This window comes from Cupriavidus sp. UGS-1, from assembly GCF_021213615.1.
In the GTDB taxonomy this organism is placed as follows: Bacteria; Pseudomonadota; Gammaproteobacteria; order Burkholderiales; family Burkholderiaceae; genus Cupriavidus.
Genome location: NZ_JAJQJF010000006.1, coordinates 94,007 through 117,878, shown reverse-complemented (window position 1 = coordinate 117,878; position 23,872 = coordinate 94,007). Strand labels below are relative to the sequence as shown.

Annotated in this window: 22 protein-coding genes; 19 read left to right on the top strand and 3 right to left on the bottom strand. The window is 70.6% G+C overall.

Translation table 11 applies throughout. From position 1 onward, the window contains the following. Positions 1 to 89: 89 nt before the first annotated feature. Together LRR16_RS10645 and LRR16_RS10640 are read left to right on the top strand one after the other, a co-directional pair. A complete protein-coding gene (locus LRR16_RS10645; RefSeq protein ID WP_052511478.1) occupies positions 90 to 911 on the top strand; it encodes a YgcG family protein in 822 nt (273 codons plus the stop codon). Between the two features lie 12 nt (positions 912 to 923). Continuing rightward, positions 924 to 1,457, top strand: a complete 534-nt coding sequence (locus tag LRR16_RS10640; protein ID WP_232205827.1) for a TPM domain-containing protein — start codon at positions 924 to 926, stop codon at positions 1,455 to 1,457. A 12-nt stretch (positions 1,458 to 1,469) separates the two neighbouring features. On the opposite strand, the gene LRR16_RS10635 is transcribed toward LRR16_RS10640, so the two are convergent. Beyond that, entirely contained in the window at positions 1,470 to 2,747 is a 1,278-nt protein-coding gene (locus LRR16_RS10635; protein ID WP_232205826.1) for a nitrate/nitrite transporter, read from the bottom strand. A 134-nt stretch (positions 2,748 to 2,881) separates the two neighbouring features. Between LRR16_RS10635 and LRR16_RS10630 the strand changes: the two genes are divergently transcribed. The 4 genes from LRR16_RS10630 to LRR16_RS10615 all read left to right on the top strand — a co-directional run bounded on the left by LRR16_RS10630 (position 2,882) and on the right by LRR16_RS10615 (position 9,201). Further along, entirely contained in the window at positions 2,882 to 3,832 is a 951-nt protein-coding gene (locus LRR16_RS10630; protein WP_064575809.1) for a LysR substrate-binding domain-containing protein, read from the top strand. Positions 3,833 to 4,736: 904 nt separating this feature from the next. After that, on the top strand, positions 4,737 to 6,113 hold the full coding sequence (locus LRR16_RS10625; protein ID WP_232205825.1) for a sigma-54 dependent transcriptional regulator: 1,377 nt from the start codon (positions 4,737 to 4,739) through the stop codon (positions 6,111 to 6,113). 52 nt (positions 6,114 to 6,165) lie between these two features. Further along, positions 6,166 to 8,415: a GtrA family protein gene (locus tag LRR16_RS10620; RefSeq protein WP_232205824.1), complete on the top strand. Its 2,250-nt coding sequence runs from the start codon at positions 6,166 to 6,168 to the stop codon at positions 8,413 to 8,415. Between the two features lie 9 nt (positions 8,416 to 8,424). After that, complete coding sequence (locus tag LRR16_RS10615) at positions 8,425 to 9,201, top strand: bifunctional 2-polyprenyl-6-hydroxyphenol methylase/3-demethylubiquinol 3-O-methyltransferase UbiG (protein WP_064575806.1); 777 nt, start codon at positions 8,425 to 8,427, stop codon at positions 9,199 to 9,201. Between the two features lie 80 nt (positions 9,202 to 9,281). On the opposite strand, the gene LRR16_RS10610 is transcribed toward LRR16_RS10615, so the two are convergent. Then, positions 9,282 to 10,325 (bottom strand): glycosyltransferase family 2 protein, encoded by a 1,044-nt coding sequence (locus LRR16_RS10610; RefSeq protein ID WP_023264417.1) that lies wholly within the window; start codon positions 10,323 to 10,325, stop codon positions 9,282 to 9,284. A 199-nt stretch (positions 10,326 to 10,524) separates the two neighbouring features. Beyond that, positions 10,525 to 11,805, bottom strand: a complete 1,281-nt coding sequence (locus tag LRR16_RS10605; RefSeq protein ID WP_232205823.1) for a glycosyltransferase family 87 protein — start codon at positions 11,803 to 11,805, stop codon at positions 10,525 to 10,527. On the opposite strand from LRR16_RS10605, the gene LRR16_RS10600 reads away from it, so the two are divergent. From LRR16_RS10600 to LRR16_RS10540, 13 genes are all read left to right on the top strand, one after another. Beyond that, entirely contained in the window at positions 11,783 to 12,181 is a 399-nt protein-coding gene (locus tag LRR16_RS10600; RefSeq protein ID WP_232205822.1) for a hypothetical protein, read from the top strand. The two genes, LRR16_RS10605 and LRR16_RS10600, sit on opposite strands and share 23 nt — an antisense overlap. An 817-nt stretch (positions 12,182 to 12,998) precedes the next feature. After that, positions 12,999 to 13,172, top strand: coding sequence for a Flp family type IVb pilin (locus LRR16_RS10595; RefSeq protein WP_006578843.1), 174 nt, complete (start codon positions 12,999 to 13,001; stop codon positions 13,170 to 13,172). A 93-nt stretch (positions 13,173 to 13,265) separates the two neighbouring features. After that, positions 13,266 to 13,436: a Flp family type IVb pilin gene (locus tag LRR16_RS10590; protein WP_082928505.1), complete on the top strand. Its 171-nt coding sequence runs from the start codon at positions 13,266 to 13,268 to the stop codon at positions 13,434 to 13,436. 53 nt (positions 13,437 to 13,489) lie between these two features. Next, complete coding sequence (locus LRR16_RS10585) at positions 13,490 to 14,029, top strand: prepilin peptidase (RefSeq protein WP_006578845.1); 540 nt, start codon at positions 13,490 to 13,492, stop codon at positions 14,027 to 14,029. 25 nt (positions 14,030 to 14,054) lie between these two features. Further along, positions 14,055 to 15,494, top strand: a complete 1,440-nt coding sequence (locus tag LRR16_RS10580; protein WP_232205821.1) for an ATP-binding protein — start codon at positions 14,055 to 14,057, stop codon at positions 15,492 to 15,494. Between the two features lie 78 nt (positions 15,495 to 15,572). Further along, entirely contained in the window at positions 15,573 to 16,424 is an 852-nt protein-coding gene (cpaB, locus tag LRR16_RS10575) for a Flp pilus assembly protein CpaB (RefSeq protein ID WP_006578847.1), read from the top strand. Positions 16,425 to 16,507: 83 nt separating this feature from the next. Next, positions 16,508 to 18,430, top strand: a complete 1,923-nt coding sequence (locus LRR16_RS10570) for a type II and III secretion system protein family protein (RefSeq protein ID WP_232205820.1) — start codon at positions 16,508 to 16,510, stop codon at positions 18,428 to 18,430. Positions 18,431 to 18,451: 21 nt separating this feature from the next. Then, positions 18,452 to 18,793 carry a hypothetical protein gene (locus LRR16_RS10565; protein ID WP_006577579.1) on the top strand — a complete coding sequence of 114 codons (342 nt, stop codon included), beginning with the start codon at positions 18,452 to 18,454 and terminating at the stop codon, positions 18,791 to 18,793. 67 nt (positions 18,794 to 18,860) lie between these two features. Next, positions 18,861 to 20,126 (top strand): pilus assembly protein TadG-related protein, encoded by a 1,266-nt coding sequence (locus tag LRR16_RS10560; RefSeq protein ID WP_006577578.1) that lies wholly within the window; start codon positions 18,861 to 18,863, stop codon positions 20,124 to 20,126. A gap of 98 nt (positions 20,127 to 20,224) precedes the next feature. After that, the gene (locus LRR16_RS10555) at positions 20,225 to 20,731 is read left to right on the top strand and encodes a TadE/TadG family type IV pilus assembly protein (RefSeq protein ID WP_006580052.1); all 507 of its coding nucleotides are present in this window, start codon (positions 20,225 to 20,227) and stop codon (positions 20,729 to 20,731) included. After that, positions 20,728 to 21,198: a TadE family protein gene (locus tag LRR16_RS10550; protein ID WP_043440475.1), complete on the top strand. Its 471-nt coding sequence runs from the start codon at positions 20,728 to 20,730 to the stop codon at positions 21,196 to 21,198. The genes LRR16_RS10555 and LRR16_RS10550 overlap by 4 nt, the downstream gene beginning before the upstream one ends. Positions 21,199 to 21,233: 35 nt before the next feature. Further along, positions 21,234 to 22,421, top strand: coding sequence for an AAA family ATPase (locus LRR16_RS10545; RefSeq protein WP_232205819.1), 1,188 nt, complete (start codon positions 21,234 to 21,236; stop codon positions 22,419 to 22,421). A gap of 61 nt (positions 22,422 to 22,482) precedes the next feature. After that, entirely contained in the window at positions 22,483 to 23,862 is a 1,380-nt protein-coding gene (locus LRR16_RS10540; protein ID WP_023265057.1) for a CpaF family protein, read from the top strand. The last annotated feature ends 10 nt before the right edge of the window (positions 23,863 to 23,872 follow it).

Sequence of the window (23,872 nt, the reverse complement as noted above, 5' to 3'; positions counted from 1 at the left end):
CCGCAGGACTCCGGCGCTGGCTGCGCGCATCGCCGGCGTCGATGCTGATGCCGATGCTGATGCCGATGCTGGTGCCGGTGCTTGCGCCGATGCTCGCGCTGGCGATGCTGCTCGGCGTGGCCGGCGCGGCGCAGGCACAGGCGCAGGCCGACGGCTTCGTCGCCGTGCCGCCGCTGACCCAGCGCGTCACCGACCTGACCGGCACGCTGGCGCCCGCGCAGCGCAGCGCGCTGGAAAACGTGCTGGGCGAATACGAGCGCACGCGCGGCAGCCAGATCTTCGTGCTGATGGTGCCGACCACCGATCCGGAAACGATCGACGCCTACGGCATCCGCGTGGCGGACGCCTGGCGCGCCGGCCGCCAGGGCATCGATGACGGCGTGATCGTGCTGATCGCCAAGGACAATCCGCCCGGGCTGCGCAAGATGCGGCTCGAAGTCGGCCGCGGCGTGCAGGGCTCGCTGACCGATGCGATGTCCAAACGGATCCTGCAGGACATCATGGCGCCGCATTTCCGCCAGAACGATTTCTATGGCGGCCTGGCGGCCGGCATCTCGGCGATCCAGGCGACCATCGACAAGGAAGGCTTGCCCGGGCCGCAGGCGCGCAAGCAGGCTCGGCAGAGCGGACTGGACGACTGGCTGCCGGTGCTGTTTCCGCTGCTGATCATCGCCTTCTTCCTGTTCTCGGCGACGCGCGGACGCCGGCGCCAGATCGTCGTCGGCCGGCGCGGCTGGGATACGGCTGCCGGCACGCTGGGGGGACTCGGCGGGCTCGGTGGCCTCGGTGGCGGCTGGGGCCGCCACCATGGCGGCGGCGGCTTCGGTGGTGGTGGTTTTGGTGGCGGTGGCGGCTTCGGCGGTGGAGGCGGCGGCGGCTTCGATGGGGGCGGCGCCTCCGGCAACTGGTAAGGGAACGACATCATGCCCACCCCTTCCCGCTCACCTTCCCCCTCGCGCGGCCTGCGGCGCGCGCTGCGCCATGCGCTGACCCCGGTCTCGTTCGCGCACCGGCACTTCCCGCCCGATGCCTTGTCGCGGCTGCAACGCGCGGTGCGCGACGGCGAGCGCCAGCATCGCGGCGAAGTGCGCGTGGTCATCGAGTCGAGCCTGCCGGCGGCGCAGGCCTGGGCCGGCGTGACGCCGCGCGAGCGCGCCCGCGCGCTGTTCGCCGCGCTCGAGGTCTGGGACACCGCCGACCACACCGGCGTGCTGCTCTATATCAACCTGGCCGATCATGCGGTCGAGCTGCTGGCCGACCGCGGCATCGATGCGCGCGTGGACCGCGAGACCTGGGCCGCGCTGTGCCAGTCGCTGGCGCACGGCCTCGCCACCGACCTGTCGATCGAGCCGGTATTGGCCACCGTGGCGCAGGTCCACGCGCTGCTGGCCCGGCATTTCCCGCAGCACGGCGACGGCAATCCGAACGAGCTCGACGACCGGCCGATCGTGCTGTAGCGCGGCGCTACGCTAGGCCGCGGTCGCGCCGCGATGCCGCCGCGCGCCCATCCAGTACCAGATCGCCGCCAGCACCTGCAAGCCGACGAGCACGGCCCATGCCGCCAGATGGGCGCGCACCGGATAGCGGCCCTCCACCGCCGGCCACAGGTCGAGCACCATGCCGATGCCGAGCTGGCAGACGAAGATCGCCAGGAATACCGTCAGCGTCAGCGCGGTGGTCGCACGCCCAATCATCGCGCCGTCGAACTGGCGCGCCAGCACCGCGTAGGTCAGGATGCCGGTCGAGCCGAACACGCCGTAGCCGGCCCACAGCAGCCAGGCCGGCAACGGCGCGCCGGCCATCAGCAGCGCCTGCACCACGATGAACATCGTCATGCCGGCCCCGGCGAACACGTAGAGGCTGACGCCGAGCCGCTCCAGATGGCGTGCCGCCCAGCCGGTCACCACGCAGCCGCCCATCATCGCGAAGCCGATCAGCGAAACCAGCCGCGCCGCCTGCGCCGGCCCGACGCCGCCGACATCGCGCAGGAAGGCGCCGACCCACAGGCTCTGCACGGCCAGGAACACGCCCTGGTTCAGCAGCGTCAGCGGCACCACGCGCCAGAACGGCGCGCTGCGCAGGATCGCGACGGTGCCGCGCCATTGCGCGCCGAGACTTTCGCGCGCGCCGGGCCGCACCGCCTCGGGCGCGCCGAACCACAGCAGCAGCGCCATCGCCAGCGTGACGCCGCCCAGTCCCATGCAGACCGCGCGCCAGTCGACCAGCGACAACAGCCAGTCGAGCGGCGTACCGACGACCACCGCGCCGAGGCCGCCGATCGCCATCACCAACCCGTTCAGCAGCGGCATGCGCGACAGCGGAAACCACATCGACAGTGCCTGGATCGCGGCCCCGAGGCAGACCGACACGCCGACGCCGATCAGCATGCGCCCGGCCGCCAGCGCCGCCATGCCCTCGCCCAGCGCGAACAGCAGCGTGCCGGCCGCCGCCACCAGCAGCAGCGCGGCCTCGGTACGGCGCGGGCCGAAGCGGTCCAGCAGCAGGCCGGCTGGCAGTTGCGCGCAGGCAAAGCCGAGGAAATAGCAACTGGTCAGCAGGCCGAGATCGGCGGCAGACAGCCCCAACTCCCGCGACAGATACGGCGCGAAGCCGAAATTGACGCCCCGGTAGACGTAGGAAACGAAGAAGCCGAGCGAGAAGATCGCCAGCACGCGCCAGCGCAGGGCGCTGGCGGCGGCGGGAAGGCCCGACGGGAGGCCGGAAGGAGAATGCGTTGCGGTTGTCATGCGCGGATTGTCCGCGCTCCGGCGTGCCGGCACCAACGAAGAATTCCAGCCCGGATTGTGAGTAGAATTTGACGGCGCGCGTCCGATTGTGCCGCTTCCTCCATCTCTTTTTCCCTCGTCTCTTCCATCGACCCATGGCCCAGGTTCCGCATCTTCCCCCGCTGCAGGCGCTGCGCGCGCTGGAGGCGGCGGCGCGCCATCGCAGCTTCTCGCGCGCCGCCGAGGAACTGGCGTTGACGCACAGCGCGATCAGCCACCATGTGCGCGCGCTGGAGCAGAGCCTGGGCACCAAGCTGTTCCAGCGCGCCGGCGCCCGCATGCTGCCGACCAGCGTCGGCGCGCGGCTGGCCGAACGGGTCCGCGCCGCACTGGACGGGCTGCAGCAGGCGCTGAACGAGGCCGGCGGGGAGGGCGAGCAACCCGCGGTCCGGCTCGAGGTCAGCGTGATGGCGGACCTGGCCAACGCCTGGCTGATCCGGCGGCTGCCGAGCCTGTACGAGGCGATGCCGATGCTCGACGTGCACCTGCGCCTGCACGCCGAGATCCCGCCGCCGGACCCGTATTCGGTCGACGTCGGCATCTGGCACCAGCGCGTCGACCTGCCCGGCTTCGAATGCCACCGGCTGATCGAGGACACCGTGATCGCGGTGGCCAGCCCCGCGCTGCTGGCCCGCTATCCCGGCTTCACGGTGACGGACCTGCCGCGCCTGCCGATGCTGCGCTTCGCGCTGCGCTCCTGGCGCGACTGGCTCGAGCAGGCCGGCTTGCCGACCCACGAGCCGGAGCGCGGGCCGATCTTCCAGGATGCCGGCATGCTGCTGCAATCGGCGGTCGCCGGCGTCGGCGTGGCGACGGCGCGCGCGTTGCTGGCGCACGACTACCTGGTCAGCGGCGCGCTGGTGCAGATTGGCGCCACGCGGATTCCGTCGACGCTGCAGTACTGGATGATCTGGCGCGAAGGCCATCCGCACGAAAGCGCGATCCGGCGCATGCACGCGTGGCTGCGCCAGCAGATCGAGGCGTCGCGCCTGCCCGACGGCAATGCCGATGCCGGTGCCGATGCCGATGCCGGTGCGCTCGACTGACACAGCGGCGTATCGGCGGGGGCCAGCCAGGTAACCCTTTCGCGTCGCGTGTTTCACAGCCGGAACACTTCGGCCGGGCGCGGATCCGCGGCGCCGTAGGCGCACCGCTTACGTCAAATGGATGAGTCTTGCGCCCTTATGTGGCACACATGCGCTGCCGGCGTCACCAGTTCGCCCTCACCGGCTCATGCGCACGCCGCCCATCCAGCCGATGCCACCATGCCGCGGCGCATGCAGCGCTCCGAGTCGCCGTTTCCCTGGTAGTGCAGTGCTGTAAAGGTTTTGCAACCATTTGGCTCGGCTGGCGGACCTGCTGCCCCATCGGAGAAAACCCTTCCCCGCTGCCAGTGCGGATGAAGTCATGTGCCAGGTGTCCGACGAAAACTGCCTTTTACGCTACTTTCGGACCGAAGAATAAGAATCGTTCGCCTCATCCTTCGCGCCTTATGCACTGGAGTGCATCGCCCCGCGGCCGGGCCTCGTTCCATGCCGGATACAAGGTGTTACAAGATCCCGTCGATGTAACAAGTGCACGAAAGTAAACGTCATAAAAATCAACGCCTTATGACGCGTGGCACGCTCATCGCTGAGCGAATCGTTACAAAACGCGTGCGGCCTCATGCAAGGCACGCCGCAACGCCGGGCAGATAAAGGCGGCACCATGACCGCCATGCGCGGCGCCACAACACAGGCGATGCGCCACTGGCCACTGGTCATTTCGAAGCAGCGGTCGGGCAATGGGAGGGTCTGCTCATTGCCTGGTTGGGGATGGGCGTCTTCGCGCAAGCGGAGAGCGGCGACGGGCACGTCTGTCTGGGACGGCTTGGCGCCGGCCGGAACCGTGGCGGGCGCGGGACCTTTCCCGCGCCCGCCATGGCAATAAGAAGAATCCGGGGGAATCACCATGAGCGGCTCCATCACCCGCCCGCTGCTGTTCGTATCGCAGCACCACGAGGCCAATCTTTGCCGCTTCCTCAGCCAGCGTGGCTGGAAGCTGCTGTTCGCCGCCAACGCGCACGAGATCGAAGCGCACCCGCTCGAGGAGCAGCCGATCGCCGGCCTGCTCGACCTGAGCGGCGAGATCGACGACATCGAACTGGAGGCGCTCGAGCCCTGGTTCGCGCAGCCCAATGTCGCGTGGATCGCGATGGTCGACTGCCGCGACCGGCTGACCCCGACCGCCCGCCGGCTGCTGGGGCTGTATTTCATCGACTATCTGACCGCGCCGTTCGAATCGGTGACGCTGGCGCAGCGGCTGGGGCACGCCTGGGGCATGGTGCAACTGCGCCAGGACAGCCAGGCACCCAATGCGCGTGCACTGGGTCCCTCGGGCATGGTCGGCGAATGCGAGGCGATGCAGGCGCTGTTCCGCGGCATCGCCAAGGTCGCGCGCTGGGACGCACCGGTGCTGATCGGCGGCGAATCGGGAACCGGCAAGGAACTGGCCGCGCAGGCGATTCATCGCGCCTCGGCGCGTGCCGCGCAGCCCTTCGTCGCGCTGAACTGCGCGGCGATCCCGCCCGCGCTGCTGCAGTCCGAACTGTTCGGCTACGAGCGCGGCGCGTTCACCGGCGCGCTCAAGCGCAAACCCGGCCGCATCGAGCTGGCCCAGGGCGGCACGCTGTTTCTCGACGAGATCGGCGACATGCCGCTGGAGAGCCAGACCAGCCTGCTGCGCTTTCTCGAGACCGGCTGCATCGAGCGGTTGGGCGGCACCGAATCGGTCGCCGTCGATGCGCGCATCGTGTCGGCCACGCACGTCGACCTCGAGGCCGCCGTGACCGCCGGCCGCTTCCGCCAGGACCTGTATCACCGGCTGTGCGTGCTGCGCATCCGTCAGCCCGCGCTGCGCGAGCGCGGCGGCGACATCGTGCTGCTGGCCGAACACATCCTGAACGAGATTCGCCGCCAGTCGCCGGCCCGCATCAAGGGCTTTTCCAACTCGGCGATGCGCGCGCTGACCGTGCATCGATGGCCAGGCAATGTGCGCGAACTGATCAACCGGATCCGCCATGCCGCGGCGATGTGCGAGGGCGGCGTGATCCGTCCCGCCGATCTCGACCTGCAGCCGCCCGCCGAGACGCATCCCTGCACGCTGGCCGCGGTGCGCGAGGCCGCCGAGTGCAACGCGATCCGCGAAGCGCTGCAACGCCATCACGAGCGGCTGATCGATGTGGCGGCCGAACTCGGCGTATCGCGCGTGACGCTGTTCCGGATGATGCGCGACTACAAGCTGCAGGTACGCCGGCAGGACCTCGGACTGGTGGTGCGCGAGGGCTGAGCGCCCTCGCACCATCGCGTCCCGTGACCGATCGCGCCCGGAGGCCGCCCGCATGCCATCCGCCAGCCCGCGGCCGCACGCCGCCGTCCGCCACACCGGCCTGCGCTACCTGCTGGTCGGCGCCAGCAATTCCGCGCTAGGCTTCGCCGCGATCTGGCTCGCGCTGCGCGGACTGGACTGGCAGCCGGCCGCGGCCAACGCGGCCGGCTATGCGGTGGGCTTCCTGTGGAGCTACGCGCTGAACCGGCGCTGGACGTTCGCGCATCGCGGCGATGTGCCCGCCAGCCTGTGGCGGTTCGGCATCGTTTGCGCGCTCGGCTACGCGGCGAACCTGGCGATGGTACTGATGTTGTCCGGCGAGCTGGGACCGCGCAGCCTGCTCGCGCAATGCGGCGGCATGATCGTCTATACCGTGCTGACGTATCTGGGCGCGCGGCATTGGGCGTTTCCGCAGAGGCGGACGATGCAGGGACGAACGACGGCGGCCATGCGAGCGCCCGGCCCCGGCCCTTTCCCCGGCCCTTTCCCCGAGCCTCTCCCCGGCCCTCTCCCCGACCGTCTCCCGCAAGCGGGAGAGGGAGAACACCATACGGGCGAGGAAGAACACCATGCGCCCGGTCGTGGCTCGGCAGGCGCCGGCCCCCGCGCGTCCCCTCTCCCGCTTGCGGGAGAGGGGTTGGGGGAGAAGGCAACAGGCGTTCGCCCCACGCGCACGCGCGCCGCTGGCCTTCGCGCCATTGCCAATCGGCTCCCGCTGCTCGCCCTGGTCGCCGCGGGCGCGACGCTCCCCTGGCTCGCCCCGTATCCCGCGATGATCGACCTGCCGCAGCATGCCGGCCAGGTCGCCGCGCTGCGCGATCTGCTGGCCGGCACCTCGCCATGGCGGCACGAGCTGCGCATCAATCCGTTCACGCCCTATCTGCTCGGCTATGGCGCCGCGCTGGCGCTGTCGTGGTGGATGCCGGTGACGGCCGCGCTGAAGCTGCTGCTGTCGGCGGCATACCTGGCCTATGTCGGCGCCGGTATCGCGCTGCGCCGGCGCGTCGGCGCCGATGCGCGGCTCGACTGGCTGTTCGTGCCGGGCTTCTTCGGCTTCGCCTATGAATGGGGCTTCCTGACCTTCCTGCTGGCGGTGCCACTGGGCCTGCTGTTCCTGCTGCCCGCCTGGCGCCACGCGCGGGCGCCGACGCTGCGGACCGGCGCGGCGATCGTGCTCGGCGGCGCGCTGCTGTTCGTCGCGCATGGGCTGGTGTTCCTGTTCGCCGGCGCGGTGGGCGCTGCCAGCGTGCTGTTCGCATTCGCCCGCCATGACGGCTCACGACCGACGACACCGGCACCACCGACGCCGCGCAGCTTGCTGTTCGCGCTGATGCCCTACGCGGTGCTGGCGCTGCTCGCGCTGCTGTATGCCGGTCATGCCCAGCGGCTCGAAGCCACGCTCGACTACGCATGGCCGGCCATCGAATGGCGCTGGGACTGGATGCGCTTGCCGCTGCTGCTGGTGTCGCCCTGGGGCGCGTGGTCGGCGCATCTGCCGTTCGCACTGGCCACACTGCTGATGCTGGCGGCGCCGTGGGCGATGGGCCTGCGGCCGCGCTGGCATCTGCCGCACGCCTGGCTGCCCCTCGCCGCCGTGCTGCTGATCTGGCTGTGCGTGCCGCACTACGCGATGCGCACCGCCTTCCTGTTCCAGCGCTTCGGGATCCTGCTGCTGCCCTGCTATGCGTTGCTGTTCGCGATGCCGGCCGGCACTGCCGGCCCGAGGCGCGCGATGCGCGCGCGTTGGTGCGCGGTCGCGCTGTGCGCGGCGTGCGCGCTGCACCTGGGCTGGCAGGCGCGGCGCGCGCTGGCCTTCGCCGACGAGACGCGCGATTTCGACGCGGTGCTCGCCGCGGCCGCGCCCGGCCAGCGCGCCCTGATGCTGATATTCGAGGCCGGCAGCAAGGCCGCCGCGCATCCCGGCGCCTATCAGCACTTCCCGCTGTGGTACCAGGCCCGGCGGCAGGGGCTGGTCGATTTCAACTTCGCCTGGTTCCTGCCGCAGATCGTCCGCTATCGCGGCGGCCATGCGCCGCCCCTTGGCCCCGCCGAGATGCTGGACAACGCCTTCCCGGCCAGCTTCGACTGGCACCGCCACGGCGCCGGACGCTATCGCTATCTGTTCGTGCGGCGCGCGACGCCTCTGCCCACGGGCTTTTTCGCCACGGCGGACTGCCGTGTCGAATCGGTGCGCTCCGCCGGGCACTGGTCGCTGTACGCCACGCGCGATTGCCCGCCGCCAGCCGAGCGGCCTCTACCCTAGGAGAGCATCATGTCGCCGCAAGCCTATCTCGAAATGGCGCAGACCGAAGCCGACCACTGGTGGTTCCGCGCGCGCCGCGACATCGTCGCCGCGGTGCTCGCGCAGCTGGCGCTCCCGCCCGGCGCCGCGATCCTCGAGATCGGCGCCGGCACCGGCGGCAATCTCGACATGCTGGCGCGCTTCGGCACGGTCAGCGGACTCGAAATGGACGCGATGGCGCGACGGCTGGCCGTGGCCAAGACGGCCGGCCGCTATCCGATTGCCGACGGCCGTTGTCCCGACACGATGCCGTTCCGCCCGGGCAGCTTCGATCTGGTCTGTCTGCTCGACTGCCTCGAGCACATCGCCGACGATGCCGGCGCGCTGCTGGCGGTGCGTGGACTGCTGCGGCCCGGCGGCGCAGCGCTGATCACCGTGCCGGCACATCCGTGGCTCTGGAGCCGCCATGATGTCTTTTTGCACCATCAGCGCCGCTATCGCCGTACCGCGCTGAGCACGCGCCTCGGTAACGCCGGGCTGCGCGTGGAAACGCTGAGCTACTTCAACACCGTGCTGTTTCCACTGGCGGTGGCGGCGCGCTGGCACGACCGTTTGCGCGACGCGCTGCATGCGCGGCACCCCGAGCATGGCGTGCCCGGCGAGGCCGGCGGCTCGACCGGCACCGCGATGCCGCCGGCGTTGCTGAACGCACTGCTGTACGCGCTGTTTCGCAGCGAGCGGCTCTGGCTGCGGCATGGCACCTTGCCGTTCGGGGTATCGCTGCTGGCGGTGGCGCGCGCGGTCTAGCGGACGGCCGCCGCCGACAGGAAAACGCCGCGGCCGTCGCCTGCCGCGGCGCAATTGGCGCTGATCGATGGGGCCAAGCGTCAGCGCGTACGCGCGCCACGCTGCACCGCCGCCAGCTCGATCACGCGGCGGCCGCCGATCCCCTGCGTGGCGGGACGCTCCTGGTAGCGCCGGCGCACCAGATAGATCGGACGGCCCTTGGTCTCGTGATAGATCCGGCCGACGTATTCGCCGACCACGCCGACGCCGATCAACTGCAGTCCGCCAAAGAACAGCAGCGCGCACAGCAGCGAGGCGTAGCCCGGCACGTCGACGCCGAGCCACAGCGTGCGGCCGATGATGAAGCTGCCATAGCAGAAGGCGGCGAAGGCGACCGCCAGGCCGATATAGGTCCAGCTGCGCAGCGGCACCGTGCTGAAGCTGGTGATGCCCTCGAGCGCGAAGTTCCACAGCCGCCAGCCGGAGAACTTGGACTGCCCCGCGCTGCGCGGCTCGCGCGTGTACGGAACGGTCACCGTATGGAACCCGACCCAGGCGAACAGTCCCTTCATGAAGCGGCGCCGCTCGGGCAGGCTCTTCAGCGCGTTGACGACCGCGCGGTCCATCAGGCGGAAGTCGCCGACGTTCTCCGGCAGCCGCAGTTCCGACATGCGGTTGTGCAGCCGGTAGTAGGCGCCGGCGGTCACGCGCTTGAGCCACGAATCGCAGGCACGGTCGACGCGCTGGGCCAGCACCACCTCGGCGCCGTCGCACCAGCGCGCCACCATCTCGCCGATCAGTTCGGGCGGGTCCTGCAGATCGACATCGATCGGCACCACCGCATCGCCGAACGCCTCGTCGATGCCCGCCGTCAGGGCAGCCTCCTTGCCGAAGTTGCGGGTCAGGTCGATCACGCGGATGCGCGGATCGGCGCGGGCCTGCGCCAGCAGCCGCGGCAGCGTGTCGTCGCCGCTGCCGTCGTTGACGCAGACGATCTCGAAGCGGATGCCGGGGATCGCTTCGAGCACCGGGATCACGCGCGAGAAGAACGGCACGATCGCGTCGCTCTCGTTGTAGCAGGGCGCGACCAGCGACAGCAGGCGGGTATCGCGCTGCCAGGGCGTCCGGCGATCGCGGGACGCCATCAACGGGGAAGCGAAGGAAGCGCTGGGCGATGCATCGCCCGCGACATCGCCATCCGGGCCAGCAGATGAAGCACAGCACCGACCGTCCTCCGCGGCGCCATGCTGGCCGCCTTTGGGGGCGCCCTCCCCGGCGCCCCCGGCGGTTCTCCTCCCCGCTCCAGCAGGGTCGCGGCGGCGCGCGGCCGCTCCGCCGATCCTGTCATGTCGTGACATGTCCATTTCCCCCGTCGGTGGCGACATCGGTGCCGCTGCGCCATGCACGGCGCAATACCGCGGCCATGCCCAACGCCAGCAGCTGCACCCCACCCTGCCACTGCTGCGCCAACGCATTGGCGAACATCAGCAGCGGCATGCACCACAGCGCGACCAGCAGCAGACGCTCCCCCGGCATCCAGCCGCGCCGCGCGCCTTCCACCGCGAGTCCCGCCACCGCGATGCCGAGCCACGCCAGCTCGTAGTACCAGAGATACGGCGTGGCCAGCATCGCCGCCAGGGCCAGCGCGGCGGCACGCAGGCCGGTATCGCGATGGCGATGCCAGACGCACGCCAGCGCCCCGATCGTCGCCAGCGACAGCACCGCCTGCAACGCGTAGGCCAGCGCCGGCGCGCCGCCGGCAAGCCGCACCGAGGCCAGCAGCGTCGGGCTGACGTACCAGGCGCGAATGCCTTCATGAATCAGCATGTCACCGACATCCGCGGTCGCGGTCAGGAAGGCCGGCACCGTATGCCAGCCGAACGCGGCGATGCTGGCCGCCGCCAGCAGGGCCGCGGTCAGCGCCGCGGCGGCCAGCGCCCGCCATTCGCGCCCGGCGATCAATGCCACCGGAAACATCAGCGCCAGCTGCGGCTTGATCGCCAGCAGGCCGATCAGCACACCGGCCAGCACCGGCCGGCGCGGCAGCAGCACCAGCGCCCATGCGGCGAGGGCCGCGGTCAGCAACGCGTTCTGGCCGATGGTCGCGGCGAGGAACAGGCCGGGAAAGGCCAGCAGCGACAGCAGCACCGCGCCGCGCGCGGCCCTTGGCGGGGCAGCCAGCGCGGTCACGCGCAACAGCGCCGCGAGATAGCCGGCCGCCGACAGGCCGATGAAGGCGGCATAGCTCCATGCGAACGGCAACCACGCCAGCGGCAGCACCACCCACAGGAAGGTCGGCGGATAGAGCCAGGGCAGATAGAAGCCGGAGTCGGGCGGCACCGAGCCATGCGCAGCGATCACCGGCTGCAGCTGCGCGTAGTCGTAGACCGCGAGCGCCCCGGCGCCGCGCAGCAGGTGCGACGCGCTCCAGAACACCGAGAAGTCGGCACCGGGCCGAACGATCGTATCGAGCGTGAAGCCCTGCGTGATCCACGCCCACGCACAGACGATCGACAGCTGCGCGACCAGCATCGCACCTGCATACAGGCGCATGCGCTCCAGCGTCAGCCAATGCGGGCGTGCGCGCGGCGGTGTGGCGGCAATGGAAACGGAGTGGACGGTCATCGGGTCGCTCTCGTTGGCGTCGAACGGCGACACGCGGTCGCCTTGCTCTTCGTTCTATCAGACGCTGTCCGCGGCGCAAGGCGGGCCGGCCGCCGCATCGACGGCGGCGCGGGCGCTGCGCGCGCCGACGTTTCCGCGCGGAAGCACGACGCACCGGCGCGCCGTGCCGCCTGCGATTGCCGCGTCCGGCGCCGCTTTGCGCGTTGTCGGCAGGCCGCCGATCGACGGCCATCGGGCAATGCCGCCGGCGCGGGACAGCGCCGTGTCGAGCGGCAACGTTTCAAACGGGAAACACGGTACCGGCTTGGAACAGCCGCGCCAGATGGATGAGCGCCACGGCGATGCGCGAGCGCGCCGCTCTCGTGCAAAAGGATGAGCTTCGCCTGCACGCGCACCGCGACGACATCGGCGCCGGATGGCCAGCCTCGTCCATTGCGGCGAGGACCGCCGCCGGAATCACGGGACCAGCGCGGCTCCACCACACCCCCACCGCGCCCCCACCTCGCCACGCCCACGTGCCACACCATCGCCCGGCGTTTCCGCGCGGAAACGATCGCCGGTTCGCACCCCTGCCGCCCAGCTTGCCGGCAAGCGCCGGCCGACCGCACGGCCTTGTGGCGCAAGGCATTGCAGCGGGCTGGCAAAGCTCTTGCCTTATGCCGGCGACAAGGCGGCCGGCGACAAGGCAGCCGGCGACAAGGCAGCCGGCGACAACGCCGCCCGCAACCGCCGCCGCACCCGGACCGCAAAGCGAACCACGCGGCGACGACGCGAGCGGCCTCGACCGCAGACGCACCGCACAGCGACAGGACACCGATCATGCTGACCAATCCGCATCGCCTCACGCAGCGCCCCGCCTCGCGGGGATCGCGTCCGCATCGCGCGCCGCTGTCGCACGGCTCGCGCCGCGGCGAGGCTTCGGCACCGCCGCATGCCACGCCGCGCCATGCACGGCGCGAGCACACGCACCGCCGCGTGCGCCGCCCGGCGGCGGGGGAAGCGGAAGGTCACCACGGCGGCCGCCGCGACAGCCGTCCGCCTGGACACGGCGGCGGACACGGCCGCTGGCCCTTCGATGCCTGCGCCGCCTGCGGTCCTCCGCGCGCCGCGGCCCCCCGCAGTTCAACCGCAGCAGTTCAACCGCAGCAGTTCAACGCAAGTCGTGCCCTGCATTCCAACCGAAGGAGAGAGCCATGCAAGACCTGATTCAACAAGCCAAGCTGTTCGCCCAGGACGATGACGGCGTCACCGCCATCGAGTACGGCCTGATCGCCGCGCTGATCGCCATCGTGATCATCGCCGGCGTCAAGCTGGTCGGACAGAACCTGAGCGCCGTGTTCGACAAGGTGCAGTCCGCGCTGAAGTAAGCCGAGCCACGCGCCGATGCGCTCGGCGCGATCGATACCCGCGGAGGCCGGCGTTCCGGCTCCGCGGGCCCGCGCCACCTACTGGAGACACCGATGCGCGCGCAAGCGAATTCCCTCCGCGGCTTCGTCGACGACGATCACGCGGTCACCAGCATCGAGTACGCGCTGATCGCGATGCTGATCGCGCTGGTGATCATCGTCTCGGTCAAGGCCGCCGGCGAGGCCCTGAGCAATATCTTCGACAAGGTCGCGTCCTCGTTCTGACGACGCGGCCTTGCCCCGACCCAACGCCCTGCACCGTGCGACCGGAGCCCGCCATGCCGAACCCGCATCTCGCCACGATGATCGGACCTGCCGCGATGCTGCTGGTGCTGGCCGCCGCGGCCAGCGATCTGCATTGCCGCCGCATTCCCAACTGGCTGACCTTCGGCGCCTGGCTGCTGGCGCTGCCGGTACAGCTGGTGCTGTCCGGCCTCGGCGCCGGTGCGCTGTCCTGGGCCGCGGGCTGGCTGACGGGGCTGGCGATGTTCCTGCCGATCTATCTGCTGCGCGGCATGGCCGCCGGCGACGTCAAGCTGATGGCCGCGGTCGGCGCCTGGCTGGGCGCGGGCATGGCCTTCGACATCGCGCTGACGGCCTTCGTGCTGGGCGGCGTCTGGGCACTGGGCTGGACGCTGTGGCACGGCAATCTGCGCCAGCTGCGCGAGAACGTAGTGCGGATCGTGCTGGCGCCTGGCGCGTTCAACCCGGACCGGCGCAAGCCCGCGGTACTCGACGCGTCGGTGTCGGTCGGCGCGATGCCCTACGGCGTGGCCATCGCCGCCGGCACGATCGCGATGCTGTTCGCGTCGGCATAGCCACCAGCACAGAGCGGGGGATCCCATGATCGAGCAAACACCGAATGCGCCGATACACGGTCTGCCGGGCGTGGCCAATGCCGCGGCCAATGCCGGCGGCCATGGCCACTCGCGCGCGCCGGCCAACGCCGCCACGGAATGCGCCACAGAATGCGCCCAGCCGCAACCATGGCATGTGGCCCCGCGCACCGTTGCCGATACGGGCATCGACATCACGATGCTGGGCACCCTGCTGATGAAGGCCGCCTATCTGTACCGCAACGTCACGCTGCTGCAGCTGGCCGAGACGCTGCGCCTGCCCGGCTCGGTGATCGGCGAGATCGCGACCGCCTGCGTGCGCGAGAGGCTGCTGGAGATCGCGCATCGCGGCGCCAGCGACCTGGACGTGCGCTACCGGCTGACCGACGCCGGCTATGCGCGCGCCGCCGAGTTCGCCGCGCGCTGCAGCTATGCGGGCCCGGCGCCGGTGACGCTCGACGCCTACCTGGAAGCGGTGCGGCACCACTCGGTGCGCGACGCCAGCGTGTCGAAGGCCGATGTGGCCGCCGCGCTCGGCGACATGGTGGCCGCGCCCCATATCGTCGACGAGGCCGGCATCGCGTTGAATTCGAGCACCGCACTGCTGCTGTACGGTCCGCCCGGCAGCGGCAAGACGTTCCTCGCGCGCCGGCTGCGCGAACTGATGCCGGGCGCGGTGCCGGTGCCGCACGCGATCACCGTGGCCGGCGAGATCATCCAGGTGTTCGATCCGCTGGTGCACGTGCCCTTCGACGAGGGCGCCTACCCCGGCTGGGGGCGCGGCGCGGACCGGCGCTGGATCCTGTGCCACCGCCCCGCGGTGCTGACCGGAGGCGAGCTGACGCTGGACATGCTGGACCTGCGCTACGACGCGGTCGCCGGCTACTACCAGGCGCCACCGCACATGAAGGCCAACAACGGCGTCTACATCGTCGACGATCTCGGCCGCCAGCTGGTCGGCGTCAACGAGCTGCTGAACCGGTGGATCGTGCCGCTGGACCGCGGCGTCGACATGTTCACGCTGCACAGCGGCGTGCGCTTCTCGGTGCCGTTCGACGTATGGCCGGTGTTCTCGACCAACCTGGACCTGGGCGCGCTCGGCGACGACGCCTTCCTGCGCCGGCTCGGCAGCAAGCTGTTCGTCGGCCCGCTCGCCGAGGATGACTACCGCGAGGTCTATGCGCGCGCCGCCCGCGCGCTGGGCCTGCACGGCGCCGACGACGTGTTCCGCTTCCTGCTCGAGGGCTTGCACCTGGCCGACGGCATTCCGCTGCTGGCCTGCATCCCGGGCGACCTGCTCAAGCTGGTCGACTCGGCCAGGCGCTATCACGGCGGCGAGCCACGCGTCAGCGAGGAAGCGCTGCGGCGCGCCTGGCACGCGTATTTCGGCCGCGAGATCGGCGACGGCATGCGCTGGCGCAGCGGCTCGCGCGCTACGGCGCGATAGCTTCGTCGAGCTCGGACGACGGACAAGGAAACAACGAAAAAACGATGGAAACGAGGGCAACCTCAGGGGAGAGCTTCCATGAAAAACGCACGGGCAATGTTGATGCTTCTGGTCGCACTGGCCGCCGGGGTAGCGGCCGTGGTCGCGGCCTCGCGCTGGCTGATGCAGCAGTCATCGAACTCGGTCGCGCAGGTGGTGGTCGCCGCCAGCGACATCAACCTGGGCCAGCCGATCGGCCCGGAAAACCTGCGGCTGGTCAGCTGGCCCAGCGCCAGCGTGCCGCCCGGCGCCTTCACCAACGCCGCGCTGCTGCAGGGCCGTGTCGCACGCACCAGCGTGCTGCGCGGCGAACCGGTGCTCGAGGCCAAGCTGGCGCCGCAGGGCACAAAAGGCGGCCTGTCGGCGGTGATCGGCGAAGGCAGGCGCGCGATCACGGTGCGCGTCAATGATGTGGTCGGCGTGGCCGGCTTCGCGCTGCCGGGCAATCTGGTCGACGTGATCGTCAACACCGCCGCCGACGCCAGGCGCAACGGCGCGGGCAGCGGCGACGCCAGCATCTCGAAGATCGTGCTGGAGAAGATCCTGGTGCTGGCGGTCGCGCAGCAGGTGAGCCGGGACGATACCCAGCCCAAGGTGGTCAACGCGGTGACGCTGGAGGTCACGCCCGAACAGGCCGAGAAGCTGGACGTCGCGCGCAGCGTGGGCACGCTGTCGCTGGTGCTGCGCAATCAGGTCGACCTGGCCGCGGTCGACACCGAGGGCGCCACGAAGACCACGCTGCTAGGCACGCCCGCCGCCGCACCGGTGCCCGCGCCGCTCAAGCCGGTCAAGGTCAGCGCACCGGCGCGCCCGCGTCCGGCGGCGCCGGCCCGCGCCGGCCACTGCATCGGCGTGTTGTCCGGCGTGCAGGGCAGTCTCGAATGTTTCTGACGCCGAAGGTTTCCGGCAGCACGGCAACGGCATGACTGGGCATGCCGCGAATCACGCAGCACCAATTCTCTCCGGGGGGAGATATGAAAACGAACCATAAGCAGAGGGACGGCGCGCGCAACGCGGGCACGCTGGGCGGGGCGGGCACGGCGTGCCTGCTGCTGGCGCTTGCCGGCAATGCGGGCAGTGCCGGCGCGCAGCCTGCGGCCGAGGCCGGCACGGTTGCCAAGGGCACGGCGCCCGCGGCCGGGGCCCGCCCGGCCGGGAATGGCGGCGCGGCCGCAGCATCCGGCGCGCCGATGCAGATGACCATCAGCATGGCGCCGGCGCGCGCACCGGTGCCCGCCGCCGACACGCGCGGGCCGAACTGCAGCGGCGCGGTACGCGAGGAAAGCCATGTGGTGGTGCCGATCGGCAAGTCGACGCTGATCCCGCTGCCCGAGCCGGTGCGCAACCGGACCGTCGGCAACCCCGAGGTCGTGCAGGCGACCATGGTGTCGCCGCAGACGATGTACGTGCTCGGCCGCAGCCTGGGCACCACCAACATGATCGTGCAGGGTCGCAGCGGCGCCTGCAGCGTGATCAATATCGCGGTCAACGTCGATGCCGGCGGCCTGCAGGGTTCGCTGGCGCAGCTGATGCCCACCGAGCGCGGCATCCGCGTCGCCACCGCGGCCGACAACCTGGTGCTGACCGGCAGCGTGTCGAGCGCGCAGGCGGCCCAGCAGGCGGTCGAGATCGCGCGCGCCTATGCCGCGGTCGCCCAGGGCGACAAGGAGGCGAAGAACGGCGGCGTGCTGAACATGCTGAGCGTCGACACGCCGCAGCAGGTGATGCTCGAGGTCAAGGTCGCCGAAGTCTCGAAGACGCTGCTGAACCAGCTCGGCTCGCAGCTGAACCTGCAGGGCGGCATCGGCTCGTGGACCGGCGGCCTGGTCACCTCGCTGCTGACCGGCTCGCGCACCGCCATCTTCGGCAGCAAGGCCAACAACCTGCCGCTGGATATCGCGATCGATGCGCAGAAGAACGACTCGCTGGTCAAGATCCTGGCCGAGCCGAACCTGGTCACGCTGAGCGGCCAGGAGGCGAGCTTCCTCGCCGGCGGCAAGATCTATATCCCGGTGGCGCAGAGCAACGCGGTGGTGGGCGGCGTGCCGACCATCACGCTGCAGGAAGAGGAATTCGGCGTGGGGCTGAAGTTCACGCCGACCGTGCTGGCCAACGGCCGCATCAACCTGAAGGTCGCACCGGAAGTGTCCGAGCTGTCGCCGACCGGCGCCACCGTCACCGGCGCGACGCTGACGGGCCAGACCATCCTGCCGGTGATCACCACGCGGCGCGCATCCACCACCGTGCAGATGCGCGACGGCGAGAGCTTCGCCATCGGCGGGCTGCTGCAGAACAACGCGCGCGGCGCGCTGAAGGCGCTGCCCGGTGCCGGCGAAGTGCCGGTGCTCGGTGCGCTGTTCCGCAGCACGTCGTTCCAGCAGGACATGTCGGAGCTGATCTTCATCATCACGCCGCGGCTGGTGCAGCCGATGCAGCAAGCGGGCGCCCCGCTGCCGACCGACAGCTTCTCGACGCCGAATCCGCTCGAGCTGTACCTGCTCGGCAATATGGAGGGCTCCACCGGCAAGCCCGCGCCGGCCGCACCGCAATCGCCCGCGCCCGCACCGGCGCCGCAAGCGCCGGCCCCTCGCTCCGCGCCGCAACCGGCCACGCTGGCGCCGCCGCCGTCCTCTCCGCCGGCCTCCCCCTCTCCGGTGCCGCGCACCGCGCTGCCGGTGGGCCGGCCGCTCGCGGAAGCGCCCACGGCGGCGGAAACATCGGCCTCGCGTACCACGCCATCCGCGGCGCCGTCCGTCGCAAGCGCTGCCGCACCGGCGGCGCGCGAGGAGTCGCAGGCCCAGCGGATCGCCCGGATCGAGGCGACCGCCGCGCGGCTCGCCCGTGCCCGTGCGGCAACGCCCGCGGGCGCGGACGGCAAGCCCGCCGCCCTGAACTAAGCGCACCGTCAGGAGAACGCCATGAACAAGCACGCCATTCACAAGCCCTCGCCATCGTCGCGCGTACGCGCCGGGCTCGCTGCCCTGCTCGCCGCACCGCTGCTGGCCGCCTGCATCAGCACCACGCCGGTCTGGGACAGCCGCTTCGGACAGTCGGTCCATGCGGTCAAGCAGGCCCAGATCATCAACCCGAATGCGCCCGCGGGCCTGCCTTCGCTGACCGGCGTCGACGGCAAGGCCGCCGTCGCGGCGATGGGCAACTACGACCGCTCGCTGCAGCGGCTGTCGCCTGGCGGCGCCTATGGCAACGGGGCCGGCATGCAGGGCGGCATCGGCATGTCGGGCGGCATCGGCACGCGCTGACGCGCAGCGGCGCGGTGCAGCGCAGCGAGTCAGCTCGCCAGCCAGTTCGCAAGCCAGGGAGAGAGCCATGATGCAGCCGAACACAGCGAGACCGCGTCCACGCCGGCGGGCCGCGACGCCGCGGCGCCAGCAAGGCGCCGTCGCGATCGTCGTCGCGCTGGCGCTGGTCGCGATGGTGGGCTTTCTCGGGCTGGCGCTCGACCTCGGCAAGCTCTACGTGGCCAAGAGCGAGCTGCAGAACGGCGCCGACGCCTGCGCGCTGGCCGCGGCGCGCGACCTGACCGGCGCCACGCCGCTGGCGGTGTCCGAGGCAGCGGGCATCACCGCCGGCTATCGCAATCTGGCGCTGTTCCAGAGCGAATCGGTGCAGTTCGCCGCGGACAGCAGCGTCACCTACAGCGACGCGCTGGCCAATCCCTTCTACCCGAAGAGCAGCGTGCCGTACGCGCTCGACACCATCAAGTACGTCAAGTGCGCGGCCTCGCGGGCGGGCATCGCCAACTGGTTCGCCCAGGTGCTGAACCTGCTGCCGGGCGGCAACGTGGGGCCGAGCACGGTGTCGTCATTCGCGGTGGCCACCGTCGGCGCCGCGCAGACCGCATGCGCGATCCCGGTGTTCGTCTGCAAGCCCGAGACCCTGGACCCGCCGGAGCCGCCCTACACCGTGGGCCAGTGGCTGGTTTCCAAGCTCGATGCGGGCAACAAGGGCGAATATGGCGGCGGCAATTTCGGCTGGGCCGATCTCGGCGGCGGCAGCGGCACCAAGAGCCTGGCCGAACAGCTGAAGGGCTCGGGCCAATGCAACCTGCCCTCGCTTGGCACCGAGATCGGCACCACCGGCAACAAGTCGTCGCTGGCGGACGAGTGGAACAGCCGCTTCGGCATCGTCAAGGCGGGCAAGGTGGCCGGCGTGCCGGACTTCACCGGCCATGCCTACAACGACACCACCTGGCCGGCCAAGGCCAACGCGTATCCGGACTTCACCGCCAGGCGCAAGGCCTATGCGCCGTACCAGGGCGACAGCGTCGCGATGATCGATACCAAGGGCTCGCCGTCCAGCACCGCCGCGCATCAGGGCGGTGCCGACCGGCGCATGGTGCTGGCGCCGGTGGTCGACTGCAGCGGCTTCGCGGTATCCGGCACGCACAAGGCCAGCGTGCTCGAGTGGGCCTGCCTGCTGATGATCGAGCCGATGCAATGGGGCGGCAACATCAACTCGGTGCGGCTCGAATACCGGGGCGCATCGAGCTCGCTGGGCAGTCCTTGCGCGACGCAAGGCATCCCCGGCCTGGGCAGCGGGCCTGGCCCGCTGGTGCCGGTGCTGGTGCAGTAGCGGCGGCCGCACAGCAGCGACGCAATCAGGAGGCCATCGTGAACACGCCGATCCCCCGCTCCGCCACCGGCATTGCCGCGCGCCAGCACCGGCTCGCGCTGCGCCGCGCCGGCGCGCGCAAGCGCCAGCGCGGCGTGGCCGCGGTCGAATTCGCGATCCTGCTGATCCCGCTGTTGCTGATGCTGTGCGGCGTCGCCGAGTTCGGCCGCGCGATCTACCAGTACGACGCGCTGACCAAGGCCACGCGCGGCGCCACGCGCTACCTGTCGCAGTTCTCGCCGGACGACGCCGGCTATCCGGCCGCGCAGGCCAAATGCATGGCGGTCCATGGCAACACCGGCTGCACCGGTGCGCCGCTGGTCGGCGGCCTCAGTACCGCGATGGTGGTGATCTGCGACCGCGTCGATGCGGGCGGCTGTCCGGGCATGGCCTTCGCCAACGTCAATACCTACGACAACGGCGCCGGCGCCGGTGTGCCGGCCGGCACGGTCAACCTGGTGGCGGTCAAGATCACCGGCTTCGCCTACTCGCCGATCCAGCCGCTGATCGATGTCAGCGGCCTGGTCTTTTCCGATGTGATGACCGTGATGAGGCAAGTGCTATGAATCCCGCTCTCCGCCGTCGCGCCATGCGCATGCGGCGCGCGCGCCAGCGCGGCGCCACCGTGGTCGAGTTCGCGATCGTCGCGATGCTGTTCTTCACGCTGCTGATCGGCGTGGTCGAGATGGCGCGCGTGCTGTTCCACTGGAACACCGCCAGCGAGGCGACGCGCTGGGGCGCGCGCATGGCCGTGGTCTGCGATGCCAATGCCGCGATCATCAAGACCCGCATGGCGACGCTGATGCCGCAGCTGGCGCCGTCGAACATCGCGCTCGACTACGAGCCTGCCGGCTGCGACAGCGATCCCGATACCGCGCGCGCCAGCTGCGCCAGCGTGACGGTCAGCGTCACCGGCCTGACCGTGCAGACGCTGGTGCCGATGATTCCGATGACGCTGCCGGTGCCGCCGTTCGCCACCACGCTGTCGCGCGAAAGCATGAACAGCGCGACCGGCGGCCCCGTCTGCAGCTGAACATGCGCACAGAACAACGAACAGGAGAAGCCGCCATGCTGACGATTCTGATCGCCTCCGAGCAAACCGACCGGCTGTCCGAGATCACCCGGCTATGCACGCAGTGCGGCTCGTTCCAGACGCTGGCGCTGGCCGAGGCGCCGGCGCGCATCGCGTCCCATGCAAGCCAGCTGGCGCTGGCGGACATGCTGGTGATCGCGCACGGCAGCATGGGACCGGCGCAGATGCAGGGCATCGAGGCGATGCGGCAGCAGCATCCCGAGCTGCCGTGCATCCTGATCACCGACGCGGTCGACCCCGATTTGCTGATCAAGGCGCTGCGCAGCGGCATCCGGGACGTGCTGGCATGGCCGCTGGAGCAGGGCCAGCTCGGCGACGCGCTGCGCCGGCTGCAGGCCGCCGGCACGCAGCGGCGCCGCCGCGCCGCGCGGCTGATATCGCTGCTGTCGTGCAAGGGCGGCGCCGGCGTGACCTTCCTGACCGCCAACCTCGGCCATGCGCTGGCCGCGCAGGGCAAGCGCGTGCTGGTGCTGGACCTGAACCGGCAGTTCGGCGATCTGGTGCATACCATCTGCGACCGTACGCCGCCGGCGACGCTGCCGGACGTCTGCGCGCAGATCGACCGCATGGATGCGGCCTTCCTCGAAGCGTGCCTGACGCCGGTGGCCGACGGCCTGGACGTGCTGGCCGGTGCGGCCGATCCGATCAAGGCGGCGTCGGTGCGCAAGGAACAGGTCGAGTGGATCCTGTCGCTGGCGCTGCCCCACTACGACTTCGTGCTGGTCGACGCCGGCCAGGCGATCGATCCGGTGTCGATCGGCGTGCTCGACCGCAGCGACCGCATCGGCGTGGTGCTGCAGCCGACCATCGCCTACGCGCGCACTGGCCGGCGCCTGCTCGACATCCTGCGGGCGCTGCGCTACCCCGACGACAGGATCCGCGTGCTGCTGAACCGCGACGATCGCCGCAACGAGCTGGACCGGACCTCGCTCGAGCAGATCTGCGGCACCCCGGTCTGGCACGCCCTGCCCGAGGACGCGGCCACGGTCGCCGCGGCGATCAGCCACGGCGAGGCGGTACTGGCGATGCACCGGCGCAGCGCGATCGCGCGCGCGCTGCAGTCGCTGGCCGCGCAGCTGGCCGCCGCGGAACCGGAAGCGCAGGCCGGCGGCAGCGAGCCGTCGTCGCTGCGCCGGCTGCTGCTGCGGGTCAAGGCCGCCTGAGCGGCGCCGATCGCTCGCCAACACGCAACGCGCACGCCAACCACTCTAGCCGGAGACCGCCATGTCGATCCGCGAACAACTGTCGAACGCCAGCCCGGGCTTTGCCGCCCTGTCCGTCAACGGCCACGCGGCCACCGCGCTGCCCGCCGGTACCGGCTACCGCGCGCTCAAGCGCACCGTGCACGAGACCGTGCTCGAACGGGTCGAACTGGAACGGCTTGCGCATATTCCGCTCGAACAAGTCCGGCACGAGATCGGCCTGCTGGTCGGCGCGATCGTCGACGAGGACAAGGTCCTGCTCAACGATGCCGAGCGCCGCCAGCTGATCGGCGAGATCTACGACGAAATGTTCGGCTTCGGTCCGCTCGAGCCGCTGCTGCGCGATCCGACGGTGTCCGACATCCTGGTCAATACCGCACGCCAGACCTATGTCGAGCGCCGCGGCAAGCTGGAACTGACCGACATCACGTTCTACGACGACGCGCATCTGATGAAGGTCATCGAGAAGATCGTGTCGCGCGTCGGGCGCCGCATCGACGAGACCAGCCCGATGGTCGATGCGCGGCTGCCCGACGGCTCCCGCGTCAATGCGATCATCCCGCCGTCGGCGATCGACGGGCCGCTGCTGTCGATCCGGCGCTTCGCCGTCAATCCGCTGCAGGTCGCCGACCTGGTCGCGTACCAGAGCCTGACGCCGCCGATGGCCCAGCTGCTGCAGGCGCTGGCGCACGCCAAGGTCAACCTGCTGGTATCGGGCGGCACCGGCAGCGGCAAGACCACGCTGCTGAACATCGTGTCCGGCTTCATCCCGATCGACGAGCGCGTGGTCACCATCGAGGATGCCGCCGAACTGCAATTGCGCCAGCCCCACGTGCTGCGTCTGGAGACGCGCCCGCCCAATATCGAGGGCAAGGGCGAGATCACGCAGCGCTCGCTAGTGCGCAATGCGCTGCGGATGCGGCCTGACCGGATCATCCTCGGCGAGGTGCGCGGCGCCGAGGCGCTGGACATGCTCAATGCGATGAACACCGGCCACGAAGGTTCGCTGACCACGATCCACGCCAACACGCCGCGCGATGCACTGACGCGGCTCGAGAACATGGTCAGCATGGCCGGCATGAACGTGCCGCCGAAGGCGATCCGCCACCAGATCGCGTCGGCGATCACGGTGATCGTGCAGGCGGCACGGCTAAGCGACGGCAGCCGCAAGATCGTCAGCATCCAGGAGATCACCGGCATGGAGGGCGACGTCATCAACATGCAGGAGATCTTCACGTTCCAGCGCACCGGCGTCGGCCAGGACGGCACCGTGCGCGGCCATTTTCGCGCCACCGGCGTCTATCCGAAGTTCGCCGAGCGGCTGCGCGTCTATGGCGTCGCACTGCCGGACGAGACCTACGATCCGTCGCGGCGCTTCGAGATCCAGGGCACCGCGGCCTGACGGAGAGCGA

What these genes read in the sequence shown, in the direction of transcription:
- LRR16_RS10560 (WP_006577578.1), top strand. Translation starts at nt 18,861, where the DNA reads ATGATGCAGCCGAACACAGCGAGACCGCGTCCACGCCGGCGGGCCGCG.
- LRR16_RS10545 (WP_232205819.1), top strand. Translation starts at nt 21,234, where the DNA reads ATGCTGACGATTCTGATCGCCTCCGAGCAAACCGACCGGCTGTCCGAG.
- LRR16_RS10640 (WP_232205827.1), top strand. Translation starts at nt 924, where the DNA reads ATGCCCACCCCTTCCCGCTCACCTTCCCCCTCGCGCGGCCTGCGGCGC.
- LRR16_RS10550 (WP_043440475.1), top strand. Translation starts at nt 20,728, where the DNA reads ATGAATCCCGCTCTCCGCCGTCGCGCCATGCGCATGCGGCGCGCGCGC.
- LRR16_RS10620 (WP_232205824.1), top strand. Translation starts at nt 6,166, where the DNA reads ATGCCATCCGCCAGCCCGCGGCCGCACGCCGCCGTCCGCCACACCGGC.
- LRR16_RS10540 (WP_023265057.1), top strand. Translation starts at nt 22,483, where the DNA reads ATGTCGATCCGCGAACAACTGTCGAACGCCAGCCCGGGCTTTGCCGCC.
- LRR16_RS10615 (WP_064575806.1), top strand. Translation starts at nt 8,425, where the DNA reads ATGTCGCCGCAAGCCTATCTCGAAATGGCGCAGACCGAAGCCGACCAC.
- LRR16_RS10570 (WP_232205820.1), top strand. Translation starts at nt 16,508, where the DNA reads ATGAAAACGAACCATAAGCAGAGGGACGGCGCGCGCAACGCGGGCACG.
- LRR16_RS10595 (WP_006578843.1), top strand. Translation starts at nt 12,999, where the DNA reads ATGCAAGACCTGATTCAACAAGCCAAGCTGTTCGCCCAGGACGATGAC.
- LRR16_RS10645 (WP_052511478.1), top strand. Translation starts at nt 90, where the DNA reads ATGCTCGCGCTGGCGATGCTGCTCGGCGTGGCCGGCGCGGCGCAGGCA.
- LRR16_RS10580 (WP_232205821.1), top strand. Translation starts at nt 14,055, where the DNA reads ATGATCGAGCAAACACCGAATGCGCCGATACACGGTCTGCCGGGCGTG.
- LRR16_RS10610 (WP_023264417.1), bottom strand. Translation starts at nt 10,325, where the DNA reads ATGGCGTCCCGCGATCGCCGGACGCCCTGGCAGCGCGATACCCGCCTG.
- LRR16_RS10630 (WP_064575809.1), top strand. Translation starts at nt 2,882, where the DNA reads ATGGCCCAGGTTCCGCATCTTCCCCCGCTGCAGGCGCTGCGCGCGCTG.
- LRR16_RS10635 (WP_232205826.1), bottom strand. Translation starts at nt 2,747, where the DNA reads ATGACAACCGCAACGCATTCTCCTTCCGGCCTCCCGTCGGGCCTTCCC.
- cpaB (WP_006578847.1), top strand. Translation starts at nt 15,573, where the DNA reads ATGAAAAACGCACGGGCAATGTTGATGCTTCTGGTCGCACTGGCCGCC.
- LRR16_RS10600 (WP_232205822.1), top strand. Translation starts at nt 11,783, where the DNA reads ATGGAAACGGAGTGGACGGTCATCGGGTCGCTCTCGTTGGCGTCGAAC.
- LRR16_RS10590 (WP_082928505.1), top strand. Translation starts at nt 13,266, where the DNA reads ATGCGCGCGCAAGCGAATTCCCTCCGCGGCTTCGTCGACGACGATCAC.
- LRR16_RS10565 (WP_006577579.1), top strand. Translation starts at nt 18,452, where the DNA reads ATGAACAAGCACGCCATTCACAAGCCCTCGCCATCGTCGCGCGTACGC.
- LRR16_RS10625 (WP_232205825.1), top strand. Translation starts at nt 4,737, where the DNA reads ATGAGCGGCTCCATCACCCGCCCGCTGCTGTTCGTATCGCAGCACCAC.
- LRR16_RS10605 (WP_232205823.1), bottom strand. Translation starts at nt 11,805, where the DNA reads ATGACCGTCCACTCCGTTTCCATTGCCGCCACACCGCCGCGCGCACGC.
- LRR16_RS10585 (WP_006578845.1), top strand. Translation starts at nt 13,490, where the DNA reads ATGCCGAACCCGCATCTCGCCACGATGATCGGACCTGCCGCGATGCTG.